Below are 14,569 nucleotides of genomic sequence, written 5' to 3' on the forward strand. Positions count from 1 at the left end.
TGGTGCCCGGCGCGGCGGTTCTGTCGAGGTTCCACCCGTTTTGCCGCGGGAGGGACCGGAACGGGGCCGCTTTCGCGCCACCTTTAGGAGTTTCAATGGCACAGTCACTGGCCCGCACGGTCGAAAAGGAAAGCTTCGCGTCTCTGCTGGAAGAGTCGCTGGGCGCGGCCGAGTCGCTCGAGGGCACGGTCGTCAAGGGACGCGTCGTCGCCGTCGAGAACGACATGGTCACCATCGACGTCGGTCTGAAGTCGGAAGGCCGCGTCGCGCTGAAGGAATTCGCCGTTGCCGGCCAGCCGCCCGAGCTGAAGGCGGGCGACACCGTCGAGGTCTACCTCGAGCGGATGGAAGACAAGAACGGCGAAGCGATGCTGAGCCGTGAGAAGGCGAAGCGCGAAGAGGCCTGGGCGCTGCTGGAGAAGTCGTTCAACGACCAGTCCCGCGTCACCGGCGTCATCTTCGGCCGCGTCAAGGGCGGCTTCACGGTCGACCTGTCGGGCGCCGTGGCCTTCCTGCCGGGCAGCCAGGTCGACATCCGTCCGGTCCGCGACATCTCCCCGCTGCTGGGCACCCCGCAGCCGTTCCAGATCCTGAAGATGGACCGCTCGCGCGGCAACATCGTCGTGTCCCGCCGCGCCGTGCTCGAAGAGAGCCGCGCCGAGGCCCGTTCGGAACTGGTGGCCAACCTCAAGGAAGGCCAGATCCTCCAGGGCGTCGTCAAGAACATCACCGACTACGGCGCGTTCGTCGACCTGGGCGGCGTGGACGGCCTGCTGCACGTCACCGACATCGCGTGGCGCCGCATCAACCATCCGTCGGAAGCCCTGCAGATCGGCCAGACCGTCACGGTCCAGGTCATCCGCTTCAACCCGGAAACCCAGCGCATCAGCCTGGGCATGAAGCAGCTCGAGGCCGACCCGTGGGAAGGCGTCGAGGCGAAGTATCCGGTCGGCGCGAAGTTCAAGGGCCGCGTCACCAACATCACCGACTACGGCGCCTTCGTGGAGCTGGAGCCGGGGATCGAGGGCCTGGTCCACGTTTCGGAAATGTCCTGGACCAAGAAGAACGTCCATCCGGGCAAGATCGTGTCGACTTCGCAGGAAGTCGAGGTCATGGTCCTGGACGTCGATCCGCAGAAGCGCCGCATCAGCCTCGGCCTGAAGCAGTGCCTGGACAACCCGTGGGAGACCTTCACCGACAAGTTCGGTCCGGGCACCGAGCTGGAAGGCGAAGTCAAGAACATCACCGAGTTCGGTCTGTTCGTCGGCCTGCCGGGCGACATCGACGGCATGGTCCACATGTCCGATCTCGACTGGAACAAGTCGGGTGAAGAGGCGATCGCCGAGTACAAGAAGGGCGACCGCGTCAAGGTCAAGGTTCTCGACGTCGACGTCGAGAAGGAGCGCATCAGCCTGGGCATCAAGCAGCTGGCGAACGACCCGTTCGAGGCTGCCACCGCCGGTCTGAAGAAGAACGAGGTCGTGACCTGCACCGTGACGCAGGTGACGGACGGCGGCATCGAAGTGGCCGTCGGCGAGGGCTACACCGGCTTCATCCGCAAGTCGGACCTGTCCCGCGAGCGTTCCGAACAGCGCCCGGACCGTTTCGCCGTCGGCGAGAAGGTCGACGCCAAGGTCACCCAGATCGACCGCGCTTCCCGCCGCATCTCGCTGTCCATCAAGGCCCGCGAGATGGAGGAAGAGAAGCAGGCGATGGCCGAGTTCGGTTCGTCCGACTCGGGCGCCTCGCTGGGCGACATCCTGGGCGCCGCTCTGAAGCGCAAGCAGCAGAACGACGAGTGATCGCCTGACGCCATCCTCTCCGGCGCCACCGTCGGAGAGGGGGCTCGCGATCCCCCGCAAGGGTAAGAGAAAGGCCGCGTCCCGGTTGGGGCGCGGCCTTTTTCGTTGCGGGCAGCCGGTGGGTGGCGAAGTGCTGCGGTGCCGGACCTTGCGCCCATCGCTCCGACCTCTCGGGCGGGCCAAGATACGCTCCTGACTCCGAAGCGAATCTGCATTCGCTTCGGAGTCACATGACCTCATTCGCCGGTCGGGCTTCGGTCGCATGAGTGGCCGGGACCGCCGTCGCGGTCCAAAGCAGATTGCAGTCCGCTTTAGAGCATCGCGCCTGAAATCTGAATCGACAGTTGCGCTTGGGCCGTTGACGTGATTCACCGTTGTTGGAGGTGGATCATGGGGCGCAGCTATTCGTCGGACCTTCGGGTTCGGATTTACGGAGAGGTCGAGAAAGGCGGTTCGCGTCGGGCGGCGGCGCGCCGGTTCGATGTGAGCGCGAGCACGGGCGTGCGGCTTGCTCAGCGCATGGCGGCAACGGGCTCGCTGGACCCGGCCCGGCAGGGGCGCCCACCGGGCGGTGGCAAGCTGGCCCCGCATGCCGAACTTCTGATCGGCTGGGTGGAGAAGCAAGGCGACATCACCATGCCCGAACTGGCGGCCAAGCTGAAGGCCGAGCGCGGGGTCACGGTCCACCCCGCCTCGCTGTCGCGCTTCCTGCTCGCCCGCGGCTTCACTGTCAAAAAAAACGGTGCTGGCGAGCGAGGCCGGTCGCGCTGACGTTGCTGAGGACCGCCGGAGTTGGCGCAGCCACCGTCAGCCCCGGATGCGCGAGGAGCCGGATCGGCTGGTGTTTCTCGACGAGACCGCAACCACCACGAAGATGACCCGACTGCGCGGACGGGCCAAGCGCGGCCAGCGGTTCAAGGCCACGGCGCCGTTTGGCCATTGGGGCACCCAGACCTTCATCGCTGCCCTGCGCTGCGACGGGCTGACCGCCCCGTGGATCATCAAGGGCGCGATGAACCGGACGCTCTTCGAGACCTATGTCGAGACACAACTCGCCCCGACCCTGCGGCCGGGCGATGTCGTCATCCTCGACAACCTATCCAGCCATAAGAGTGAAAAGGCCAAGGCCATCCTCAAGGAACGTGGCGCTTGGTTCCTCTTCCTGCCGCCCTACAGTCCCGACCTCAACCCTATCGAAATGGCGTTCGCCAAGCTCAAAGCTCATCTCCGCCGCATCGGCGCCCGTACCATCGAGGAGTTGTGGAGGGCTGTCGGCTCTATCTGCGACCTCTACACACCAGACGAATGCTGGAACTACCTCAAACATGCAGGATATGCGTCAGATTAAACGCTCGAAACTCTAGCGCCGCGGCTCCGGGCTGCGGGTCAGCGAGGTGATGCTGTCGTCGTAGTGGAATTCGGGCATGTCGCGGACGCTGGCGGCGGTCACGTCGCGCAGTTGGATCGCTTCGGTGCCGGTGCGGAGGTCGGCCAGGGTCAGGTCGGCCGCGATGTGCTTGCCGCCGAAGCCCAGAATGCCGCCGGAATGGATGACGATGTATTGGGCCTCGCCCTTGTCGTCGAGGATCACGTCGGTGACGGTGCCGATCTTCGACCCGTCCGCGCCCACGACGTTGCGGTCCATCAACTGGTCGACGCTGGGGCTGGCCTTGCGCTCCACCGCTGCCCCGACGACCGGAGTCGAGCCGTTGACGATCACTGTCTGGGCCCTCGAATCCGGTGGGGTCGCCATGCCGACCAGAAGTGTCAGCGCAGGCAGCGCCCACCACATCTTGTGCGTGATCTTCTGCATGGGTGCCTTTCCTCTCCCTGACCCGCGATAGAGACAGCTTGGCTCCAGGGCTTTCAACCGAAGGCCGGGGGAATAGTTGCGGGGTGGCGATCTCTGCCCCTCTTCCGTGTCCCGGTTCGGGACCGGCAGCGGCGACTCGGGCCCCGGACTGGCTGGATTTTCGAGTCGCCCCAGGGATTCCCTCGGTTTGCCTCGAGTCGCGGCACTGCGAATCGGTGGTGGGTACAATAGGCAACAGGTAACAATATGTTGATTTCCGCCACGAGGAAGCACTGGCGGACGGCTGGGTTTTACGCTCTAATCGGGGGTGTGGCGCCGTCCGAACCAACAGGGGCGGTGATTCGAGTGCCTACAGTTTGTGCCTCACGGTCGCGATGCGGCCCGCCACCGCCCCCGAAAAAATTGCTTGGCAGGCGGGAACAGGATCCCCGGTGACGGGTTGAACACCACAAGATCAAGGTTTTGAGGGGGTCGGTGATGTCAACCACAATATCTAGCAGAGTGGGGCTTGCCTGCCCCGGTCACGCTGGCTAGGATGCCGCTCACGTGACCCGGCCGGCCTGAGCGGCGGCCCCGGTCGGCAACACAGCGGCGACGGCAGACGGTCCGGCATCGGGCCCCCTGTTTGTACGGCGCCATCTGCGTTGCCGGGCCGGACGGCGGACAGGACCGCCGGCCGCTTTCCGGGACGGGTCGCACCATATTTTCATTCGAGTCCGCCGAGGCGGGCTCCAAGCAGGGGACAGTCTCATCATGCGGATCGAGCGTCGTTTCACGCACGAAGGTCAGGACGCCTACGCCAGCCTCGGCTTCCGCCAGGCGACCAGCGAGATCCGCAACCCGGATGGAACGATCGTCTTCCAGCAGACCGGCATCGAGGTGCCGGACAACTTCTCGCAGGTCGCCAGCGACATCCTGGCCCAGAAGTATTTCCGCAAGGCCGGCGTTCCCGCCGCGCTCCGCGCCGTGGAGGAGAACACCGTTCCGTCCTGGCTGTGGCGCAAGGAAGCCGACCAGGAAAAGCTGGCCGCCCTGCCGAAGGAGAAGCGCTTCGTCGGTGAAAGCTCCGCCAAGCAGGTGTTCGATCGTCTGGCCGGCACCTGGACCTATTGGGGCTGGAAGGGCGGCTATTTCGACACCGAGGCCGACGCCCGCGCCTTCTTCGACGAGATGCGCTTCATGCTGGCCGCCCAGATGGCGGCCCCGAACAGCCCGCAGTGGTTCAACACCGGCCTGCACTGGGCCTACGGCATCGACGGCCCGAGCCAGGGCCACTTCTACGTCGATTTCAAGACCGGCCTGCTGACCTCCTCCGCCTCGGCCTACGAGCACCCGCAGCCGCATGCCTGCTTCATCCAGTCCGTCGCCGACGATCTGGTGAACGAAGGCGGCATCATGGACCTTTGGGTGCGTGAGGCCCGCCTGTTCAAGTACGGCTCGGGCACCGGCTCCAACTTCTCCAAGCTGCGCGGCGAGGGCGAGAAGCTGGCCGGCGGCGGCAAGTCGTCGGGCCTGATGAGCTTCCTGAAGATCGGCGACCGCGCGGCGGGCGCCATCAAGTCGGGCGGCACCACGCGGCGTGCGGCCAAGATGGTCACGGTGGACATGGACCACCCGGACATCGAAGGCTACATCGACTGGAAGGTGAACGAGGAGCAGAAGGTCGCGGCGCTGGTGACCGGCTCCAAGATCTGCCAGAAGCACCTGACGGCGGTGATGGCCGCCGCCCAGTCGGGCCTGGACCCGAAGGAAAACAAGGAGCTGAAGAAGGCGATCCTCGCCGCCCGCAAGGATCAGGTGTCGGAGAACTACATCCAGCGCGTGATCCAGTTCGCCGGCCAGGGCTTCACCTCCATCGAGTTCAAGACCTACAACACCGACTGGGATTCGGAAGCCTACCTGACGGTCTCCGGCCAGAACTCCAACAACTCCGTGCGCATCTCCAACGAGTTCGTGCAGGCGGTGCTGGACGATGCCGACTGGAACCTGATCGGCCGCACCAACGGCAAGGTGGTGAAGACCGTCCGCGCCCGCGACCTGTGGGACAAGGTCGGCTACGCCGCCTGGGCCTGCGCCGATCCTGGCGTGCAGTTCGACAGCACCATCAACGAGTGGCACACCTGCCCGGCCTCGGGGCGCATCAACGCCTCGAACCCGTGCTCGGAGTACATGTTCCTCGACGACACCGCCTGCAACCTGGCGTCGCTGAACCTGATGTCGTTCCGTATGAAGAACGGATCCTTCGACGTCGAGGCGTTCGAGCACGCCTGCCGGCTGTGGACCATCGTGCTGGAAATCTCCGTGATGATGGCGCAGTTCCCGTCGAAGGAAATCGCCCAGCTCTCCTACGAGTTCCGCACGCTGGGCCTGGGCTTCGCCAACCTCGGCGGCCTGCTGATGGCCTCGGGCCTGTCCTACGACTCGGATGAAGGCCGCGCCTACTGCGCCGGCATCTCCGCCGTCATGACCGGCGTCGCCTATGCCACCTCGGCCGAGATGTCGCAGGAACTGGGTCCGTTCCCCGGCTTCGAGGCCAACCGCGACCACATGCTGCGCGTCATCCGCAACCATCGCCGCGCCGCCAACGGCGAGATGAACGGCTATGAGGGCCTGACGGTCGAGCCGGTGCCCTTCGTCGCCGACCTCTGCCCGGACCAGGATCTGGCTCTGGCCGCCGTCCGCGTGTGGGACGAGGCGCTGGAACTGGGCGAGGCCCACGGCTACCGCAACGCCCAGGCCACCGTGGTCGCCCCGACCGGCACCATCGGCCTGGTGATGGATTGCGACACCACCGGCATCGAGCCCGACTTCGCCCTGGTGAAGTTCAAGAAGCTGGCCGGCGGCGGCTACTTCAAGATCGTCAACCGGCTGGTGCCTGAGGCGCTGAAGACGCTCGGCTACACCCCGGACCAGATCGAGGAGATCGCGCTCTACGCGGTCGGCCACGGCACGCTGAAGAACGCGCCGGGCGTGAACCACGAGTCGCTGAAGGCCAAGGGCTTCACCGACGAGATGCTGGAGCGTCTGGAGGGCAACCTCGCCACCGCCTTCGACATCAAGTTCGTCTTCAACCGCTGGACCATCGGCGCCGAGTTCTGCACCCAGACGCTGGGCATCCCGGCCGAGACGCTGGACGCTCCGGGCTTCGACCTGTTGAGCCACATCGGCTTCACCAAGGCGCAGATCGAGGCGGCCAACACCTTCTGCTGCGGGGCCATGACGCTGGAAGGCGCGCCCTTCCTGAAGGACGAGCACCTGCCGGTGTTCGACTGCGCCAACCCCTGCGGCCGTATCGGCAAGCGCTTCCTGTCCTGGGAGTCGCACATCACGATGATGGCGGCGGCGCAGCCCTTCATCTCCGGCGCCATCTCCAAGACCATCAACATGCCGAACACGGCGACGGTCGACGAGTGCAAGGACGCCTATCTGATGTCCTGGCGCCTGGGCCTGAAGGCCAACGCGCTGTACCGCGACGGCTCCAAGCTGAGCCAGCCGCTGCAGGCCGCCCTGCTCGACGACGAGGAGGATGGCGAGGCGGTCGAGGTGGTGATCGAGGCGCCGGCCGCGGTCCGCGCCCAGATGGTCACCGAGCGCATCGTCGAGAAGGTGATCGAGCGGGTGGTCGAGCGGAAGAGCAGCTCGCGCGAGCGTCTGCCGCACCGCCGGAAGGGCTACACCCAGAAGGCCAATGTCGGCGGCCACAAGGTGTACCTGCGCACCGGCGAGTATGAGGACGGCCGTCTGGGCGAGATCTTCATCGACATGCACAAGGAAGGCGCCGCCTTCCGGTCGCTGATGAACAACTTCGCCATCGCGGTATCGATCGGCCTGCAATACGGCGTGCCGCTGGAGGAGTTCGTGGAGGCCTTCACCTTCACGCGCTTCGAGCCGTCGGGCATGGTGACCGGCAACGACACCATCAAGATGGCGACCTCGGTCATCGACTACATCTTCCGCGAGATCGCCATCTCCTACCTGAACCGCACCGATCTGGCGCACGCCACGCCGGAGGATCTGGTGCCCTTCACGGTGGGCAGCGGCGACAAGCAGGGCGACCTGCCGGACACCCAGGTGCAGCCGTCCGACATCGTCCGCCGCATCGCCTCGACCGGCTATGTCCGCAACAACCTGCGCGTCCTGCATGGTGGCCAGACCCAGCGCGCCAGCGCCGCTGCGGCCTTCGCCGCCACCGGCACCGACACCGCTGCCGTCAGCGCCACCGCGACGGCCGGCACTCAGGTGACGGGCCAGGTGACGGCCCAGGCTGCCCAGGCGGCGGTGTCGGCCAGCCCGGCGGTCGCCGCCGCCACCGCTCAGGGCCATGTCGCCGCCACTGCGGCCACCGGCACGGCCTATGGCGGCAGCACCAGCGACCAGCGCTTCGACCGCATCCGCGAGGCCCGCGCCCGCGGTTACGAGGGCGATCCCTGCGGCGAGTGCGGCAACATGACCCTGGTCCGCAACGGCACCTGCCTGAAGTGCGACAGCTGCGGGTCGACCACCGGCTGCAGCTGAGCCTTCCCCGCGGGGCGTCCGGTCGGAACGCTTTGGGGCGCCTGAACAAAAGGGAGGGAGCGGGAGACCGCTTCCTCCCTTCTGCTTGTGTGCAGACGGATCCGATATCCGCTGTTTGGAACCGTTCCGGGGTGGTTGTGCCAGCGGGGTCCGAATGCGAGGAGCGCTTGACCGCGCCGCGTGTGTTCATGTTAGCTGATTCCCTCGGGGGCGCCGGCGCGGCGTTCCCAGATAGGATGTCCGGGGGGATCACAGGTCATGGATTCGGCCGGGGCCGCGCTGGACGACCGTCTGCCGTCCGATCGCCTTTTGCGGGTGACCGTTGAGCAATGGAGCGCGGCGCTGGTGTGGACCGCGCCCGACGGAACCATCGTCGGCGCCAATCCGGCTTTCGCCCGTTTGGCCGGCTATCCGCCCGACGGCATGCTCGGCCGGTCGTTGTCCGCCCTGCTCGACATCGGCGGACGCGATTGGCAAACGGTGTGGGGCGGGGCGGGGCGGGGCGACCATCCGCCGCCCGGCAGCGGCACGCTCTGCATACCGCGCCGCGATCCGGTTCCGGTCGATCTGTACTGGCAGCATCTGGCCGACGGAGCGGACACCCTTCTCTTGTGCGAGATGCGCTGTTTCGACGAGCGCGAGCGGGCGGAGGCGGTGGCGCGCCTGCAGCAGGACGTGCTGGAACTGGTGGCCGCCGGCCGCTCGCTGAAGCAGGTTCTGGATTTCCTGTGCCGGCAGGTGGAGGCCTGCGCGCCGGAGGTCACCTGTTCGGTGATGCTGTGCGACGACGAGAACCGCATGCGGGTGGCCGCCGCCCCGTCGCTGCCCGGCAGCTATGCCGCCGCCATCGACGGGCTGGCCATCGGGCCGGAGGTCGGCTCCTGCGGCAGCGCGATGACCCTGGGCGAAGCGGTGATGTCGGTCGACATCGCCGGCGATCCGCGCTGGGCGCCCCACCAGCACATCCCGCTGTCGCACGGGCTGGCCGCCTGCTGGTCAAACCCGATCAAGGGGCGGGATGCCCGGATGCTGGGCAGCTTCGCGCTCTATTACCGCGAGCCGCGTCCCGTCGCCCCCTTCCATCGGCGGCTGGTGGAGGCCTGCGTGCATCTGTGCGCGCTGGCCATCGAGCATGACCGGGCGCGGGCGGAGATCAACCGACTCGCCTATTTCGACACGCTGACCGGGCTGCCCAACCGCCAGCTGCTCGCCGACCGCGCCACCGCGGCGCTGGCGCTCGCCGGACGGACGCGCCAGCCGGTGACGCTGATGTTCCTGGACGTCGACCGCTTCAAGACCATCAACGATTCACTGGGCCATGCGGCCGGCGACCGGCTGCTGGTGGAGGTGGCGACCCGGCTGCGCCGCCTGTTCATCGAAGGCGACACGCTGGCCCGGCTGGGCGGCGACGAGTTCGTGGCGTTGCTGCCGGGCTGCGACGCGGCCCATGCCTCGCTGCTGGCGGAGCGGGTGCTCGCCAGCCTGTCGGTGCCGCTGGCGGTGGCCGACCTGACGCTGACCCCCACCGCCAGCATCGGCATCGCCGTGCATCCCGACGACGGCATGGATTTCGACACGCTGCTGCGTCAGGCCGACGCGGCGATGTACCGGGCCAAGCAGGCCGGCCGCAACCGCTGCCACTTCTTCCGCCGCGACATGAACGAACAGGCGGTGCGCCGGCTGGAGATGGAGGCGGCGCTGCGCGAGGCGTTGGACCGTCAGGCGGCGGGCCCGCGGGGCGATGCGGAAGGCGAGGCGGGGTTCGAGCTGCATTACCAGCCGCAGGTCCGGCTGAACCCCTATGGCCTGCACCGGGTGGAGGCGCTGGTCCGCTGGACCCACCCGCGCTGGGGCGCGGTGTCTCCGATGGAGTTCGTGCCGCTGGCCGAGGAATGCGGGCTGATCGACCGGCTGGACAGCTGGGTGCTGGAAACCTCGGTCGCGCAGCTCGGCCGCTGGCGTGCGGCGGGGGTGCCGGTGCCGGGGCTGGCGGTCAATGTCTCGGCGGTCCGCTTCGCCCGCGGCGATCTGCCGGATCAGGTCCGCTCCGTCCTCGCCGCCAACGGCATCCCGGCGGCCGACCTGACGCTGGAGATCACCGAGCGGCTGATGATGACGGAGGAGGTCGGGGCGCATGACGCGCTGGATGCCCTGCACGCGCTGGGCGTCACCCTGTCGATCGACGATTTCGGCACCGGCTATTCCTCCTTGAGCTACCTGAAGCGCTTTCCCGTCGGCGAGTTGAAGATCGACCGCAGCTTCGTCAAGGAACTGGACATCGACGCCGCCAACCGGCCGCTGGTGCGCGCCATCATCCAGATCGGCGAGGCGCTGGGCCTGACCATCGTGGCGGAGGGGGTGGAGCGCGAAGCCCAGCACCGCATGCTGGAGGCGGAAGGCTGCGCCATCGGCCAGGGATACCGCTTCGCCCGGCCGATGCCGGCGGCGGCGCTGGCGGACTGGCTGGCGGCGGAGGGCAGGCAGCGTGTGGAGTGTCCGCCCGAGGCGTGCTTCAGCATCTGAAAAATTTGCAGAGGAAATGATCCGGTTTTTCTTTGAATCAATGGGTTACTTCCGCCGCAATTCACCATTCGAACTGCTGCTTATGCGGATCCGCCGGAGTAATGGGGATCCGGCCAATACGATATAGTCGCAACGCTCCTTTGCCGGTGAAGCGCAGGTCATCCCGTTCTAGACCACGCGACTGTCTTGTGTCCCAACGTTTGGGGCGATAGAAGGTCAATTCAGCGGCATGTGCGGTCAAGCAAACTGACCACGGGGTTTCGCCCGGCGGATTTCCGCAGGATGGAACGGTCGTTGGACACAAGGGGGCGCACCCGCATGCCGGACGACCATGGGGCGAGAGGAATTCCGCGATGGCGAGCCAGGGTGAATCCAAGTGGGTCTACAGCTTCGGGGCCGGTGCCACCGAAGGACGGGCCGATATGAAGAACCTGCTGGGCGGCAAGGGCGCCAATCTGGCCGAGATGGCCAATCTTGGCCTGCCCGTTCCGCCGGGCTTCACGATCACCACCGAGCTGTGCACCTATTTCTACGCCAACGGCCGTTCCTATCCGCCGGAGCTGACGGCGCAGGTGAACGCCGCCATCGCGCGGCTGGAACAGGCGATGGACGCCAAGTTCGGCGATCCGGCCAACCCGCTGCTGGTGTCGGTCCGCTCCGGCGCCCGCGCGTCGATGCCCGGCATGATGGACACGGTGCTGAACCTGGGCCTGAACGACGCGACCGCCGCCGGCCTCGCCAAGCGGTCGGGCGACGCCCGGTTCGCCTATGACAGCTATCGCCGCTTCATCCAGATGTATTCCAACGTCGTGCTCGACGTTGAGCATCACCATTTCGAGGACATCCTCGACGGCCACAAGCGCGACAAGTCCTACAACCTCGACACCGACCTGTCGGCCGAGGATTGGCAGGCGGTGATCGAGGATTACAAGAAGGCGGTCGAGCGCGAGCTGGGCAAGCCCTTCCCGCAGGATGTGCAGGAGCAGCTGTGGGGCGCCATCGGCGCCGTCTTCGGTTCCTGGATGAACGCCCGCGCCATCACCTACCGCAAGCTGCACGACATCCCGGCCGATTGGGGCACCGCAGTCAACGTGCAGTGCATGGTCTTCGGCAACATGGGCAACGACTGCGCCACCGGCGTGGCCTTCACCCGCAACCCGTCGACCGGCGAGAACGCCTTCTACGGCGAGTATCTGGTCAACGCCCAGGGCGAGGACGTGGTCGCCGGCATCCGCACGCCGCAGCACCTGACCATCGCCGGCAAGCTCGCCAACAAGTCCGACCTCCCCGCCATGGAAGAGGTGATGCCGGAGGTGTTCAACCAGCTGAACGAGGTCCGCCTCAAGCTGGAAAAGCACTACCGCGACATGCAGGACATCGAGTTCACGGTCCAGCAGAACAAGCTGTTCATGCTGCAGACCCGCAACGGCAAGCGCACCGCCCCGGCGGCGCTGAAGATCGCCGTCGATCTGGCCAATGAGGGTGTCATCGACCAGAACGAGGCGGTCCGCCGCATCGATCCGGCCTCGCTCGACCAGCTGCTGCACCCGACGCTGGACCCCAAGGCCGAGCGCAAGGTGATCGCCAAGGGCCTGCCGGCCTCCCCCGGCGCCGCGTCCGGCAAGGTGGTGTTCACCGCCGACGAGGCCGAGCAGATGGCCGGCAAGGGCGAGGCGGTGATCCTCTGCCGCATCGAGACCTCGCCCGAGGACATCCACGGCATGCACGCCGCCCGCGGCATCCTGACCAGCCGCGGCGGCATGACCAGCCACGCGGCGGTGGTGGCCCGCGGCATGGGCCGCGCCTGCGTGTCGGGCGCCGGCGACCTGCGCATCGACTACAAGACCAGGCAGATGTCGGTCCGCGGCATCACCGTGAAGGAAGGCGACGTCCTGACCATCGACGGCTCCACCGGCGAGGTGATGCTGGGCGAGGTGCCGACGATCCAGCCGGAACTGTCGGGCGACTTCGCCACCCTGATGGGCTGGGCCGACAGCATCCGCCGGATGAAGATCCGCGCCAACGCCGAAACCCCGCTGGACGCCCGCACCGCGCGGAAGTTCGGCGCCGAGGGCATCGGCCTGTCGCGCACCGAGCACATGTTCTTCGACCCGGAGCGCATCCTGGCCGTCCGCGAGATGATCCTGGCGGAGGACGAGGCCGGCCGCCGCGCGGCGCTGGCCAAGCTGGAGCCCTTCCAGAAGAAGGACTTCGTCGATCTGTTCACGATCATGACCGGCCTGCCGGTGACGATCCGCCTGCTCGACCCGCCGCTGCACGAGTTCCTGCCGAACACCGAAGAGGACATGGCGGAGGTCGCCCAGGCCACCGGCACCGATCCGCTGCGGGTTCGCCACCGCACCATCCAGCTGCATGAAGCGAACCCGATGCTGGGCCATCGCGGCTGCCGTCTGGGCATCTCGTACCCCGAGATCTACGAGATGCAGGCCCGCGCCATCTTCGCCGCCGCCGCCGAGGTCGCCAAGACCACCGGCGAGGCGGTCATTCCCGAAGTGATGATCCCGCTGATCATCACGAAGAAGGAGTTCGACATCCTCAAGGCGGTGATCGACCGCGCCGCCGAGCAGGTGAAGGCCGAGACCGGCGTGACGGTGGAGTATCTGACCGGCACGATGATCGAGCTGCCGCGCGCGGCCCTGAAGGCCGGCGAGATCGCCGAGTCGGCCGAGTTCTTCAGCTACGGCACCAACGACCTGACCCAGACCACGCTGGGCCTGTCGCGCGACGACGCCGGCAGCTTCCTGCCGGAGTACCAGCGCCAGGGCATCCTGGAACAGGACCCGTTCCAGTCGCTGGACGTCACCGGCGTCGGCGAACTGGTGGAGATCGCCACCGAGCGCGGCCGCAAGGTCCGCCCGGACATCAAGCTGGGCATCTGCGGCGAGCATGGCGGCGACCCGGCCTCGATCTCCTTCTGCGAGAAGATCGGGCTGACCTATGTCTCCTGCTCGCCCTACCGCGTGCCGATCGCCCGCCTCGCCGCCGCCCAGGCCGCGCTGAACAGCGACACGGTCAAGCGCGACTGAGCCGCTTCGGGTAGCTGAAACGACTTCGGCCCTCTTCCCGCAAGGGAAGGGGGCCGTTTCGTTTTGGGGGCGGCGTTGGGTGGGTGGAACAGCGTGGAACAGATTTCGGGGGACTGTTCACTGTTCCATCCGGCGGGACATCATGGACGGCTCAGCGCTGGGAACCGGAGGTCAACTCGCCGATGCCCGTCAGCTTGAACGCCCCTCTTCCCGGCAGGGAAACCCGCAACTCCAACTCCCCGCCCGCGGCTTCCACGAAGCGCCGCAGGGTGGACAGATACAGGTCGGTTCGCTTTTCGATCTGGTGGACGGTCGGCTGCTTCACGTTCAGGGTTTCGGCCACCTGACCCTGGGTCAGTTCCGCCAGCCGGCGCAATTCCGCCAATCCGTCGATCTCGGCCAGCATCCCGGCGGCCCGTGCATCCACTGCGGCGCGCTCGTCGTCGGTCATCTCGGAGAGGATCTGGTCGAACGGGATCGTCGCCGTCATGGCTTGGTTCCTTTCAGGTCGGAGAGATGGTCGTCATACCGGCTGTCGGCGGTGGCGATCAGCGAGGCGTAGAACCGCTTTTCCGAAACCCCGCTTTTATCCCCGGCAACCAGCACGACGGCGTTGCGCTTCGGGTCGAAGGCAAAGGCGACGCGCCACACGCCACCATTCGACTTGAACCGCAATTCCTTCATGTTCGCATGCCTGGACCCGTTCAACGTATCGACATGGGGCCGGCCGAGCGCCGGGCCACGCTCTCCAAGCACCTTGGCTGCGGCAGCGAGGTCGATCCGCACGGCTTGCGGCAGAGCCCGGAATTCGGCCGCGAACGCGGTGTGGAAGAGAACGGTGTGCATCGGAGGAAATATAGGCTTCGGGC

Annotated in this window: 8 protein-coding genes; 5 read left to right on the plus strand and 3 right to left on the minus strand. The window is 66.9% G+C overall.

The features are described from left to right. Positions 1 to 95 precede the first annotated feature (95 nt). Positions 96 to 1,802 carry a 30S ribosomal protein S1 gene (rpsA, locus tag DM194_RS00455; RefSeq protein WP_111065444.1) on the plus strand — a complete coding sequence of 569 codons (1,707 nt, stop codon included), beginning with the start codon at positions 96 to 98 and terminating at the stop codon, positions 1,800 to 1,802. Positions 1,803 to 2,192: 390 nt separating this feature from the next. Further along, positions 2,193 to 3,150 (plus strand): IS630 family transposase gene (locus DM194_RS00460; RefSeq protein WP_246024207.1). Its coding sequence is split into 2 segments (ribosomal slippage): positions 2,193 to 2,534 and positions 2,536 to 3,150, totalling 957 coding nucleotides; the frame shifts between segments, so codons are not numbered across the junction. A 12-nt stretch (positions 3,151 to 3,162) separates the two neighbouring features. On the opposite strand, the gene DM194_RS00465 is transcribed toward DM194_RS00460, so the two are convergent. Then, positions 3,163 to 3,615, minus strand: coding sequence for a PRC-barrel domain-containing protein (locus tag DM194_RS00465; protein ID WP_111065445.1), 453 nt, complete (start codon positions 3,613 to 3,615; stop codon positions 3,163 to 3,165). Between the two features lie 753 nt (positions 3,616 to 4,368). On the opposite strand from DM194_RS00465, the gene DM194_RS00470 reads away from it, so the two are divergent. The 3 genes from DM194_RS00470 (at position 4,369) to ppdK (ending at position 13,700) form a co-directional block, all read left to right on the plus strand. Continuing rightward, the gene (locus tag DM194_RS00470) at positions 4,369 to 8,130 is read left to right on the plus strand and encodes a vitamin B12-dependent ribonucleotide reductase (protein WP_111065446.1); all 3,762 of its coding nucleotides are present in this window, start codon (positions 4,369 to 4,371) and stop codon (positions 8,128 to 8,130) included. A 258-nt stretch (positions 8,131 to 8,388) separates the two neighbouring features. Beyond that, positions 8,389 to 10,653, plus strand: a complete 2,265-nt coding sequence (locus tag DM194_RS00475; RefSeq protein ID WP_111065447.1) for an EAL domain-containing protein — start codon at positions 8,389 to 8,391, stop codon at positions 10,651 to 10,653. Between the two features lie 353 nt (positions 10,654 to 11,006). Continuing rightward, positions 11,007 to 13,700, plus strand: a complete 2,694-nt coding sequence (ppdK, locus tag DM194_RS00480; protein ID WP_111065448.1) for a pyruvate, phosphate dikinase — start codon at positions 11,007 to 11,009, stop codon at positions 13,698 to 13,700. Between the two features lie 151 nt (positions 13,701 to 13,851). Here ppdK and DM194_RS00485 read toward each other — a convergent pair whose 3' ends face one another. Next, complete coding sequence (locus DM194_RS00485) at positions 13,852 to 14,190, minus strand: XRE family transcriptional regulator (RefSeq protein WP_111065449.1); 339 nt, start codon at positions 14,188 to 14,190, stop codon at positions 13,852 to 13,854. Further along, complete coding sequence (locus tag DM194_RS00490; protein WP_111065450.1) at positions 14,187 to 14,546, minus strand: type II toxin-antitoxin system RelE/ParE family toxin; 360 nt, start codon at positions 14,544 to 14,546, stop codon at positions 14,187 to 14,189. The genes DM194_RS00485 and DM194_RS00490 overlap by 4 nt, the downstream gene beginning before the upstream one ends. Positions 14,547 to 14,569 lie beyond the last annotated feature (23 nt).

Source organism: Azospirillum ramasamyi (assembly GCF_003233655.1).
GTDB classification, from domain to species: domain Bacteria; phylum Pseudomonadota; class Alphaproteobacteria; order Azospirillales; family Azospirillaceae; genus Azospirillum; species Azospirillum ramasamyi.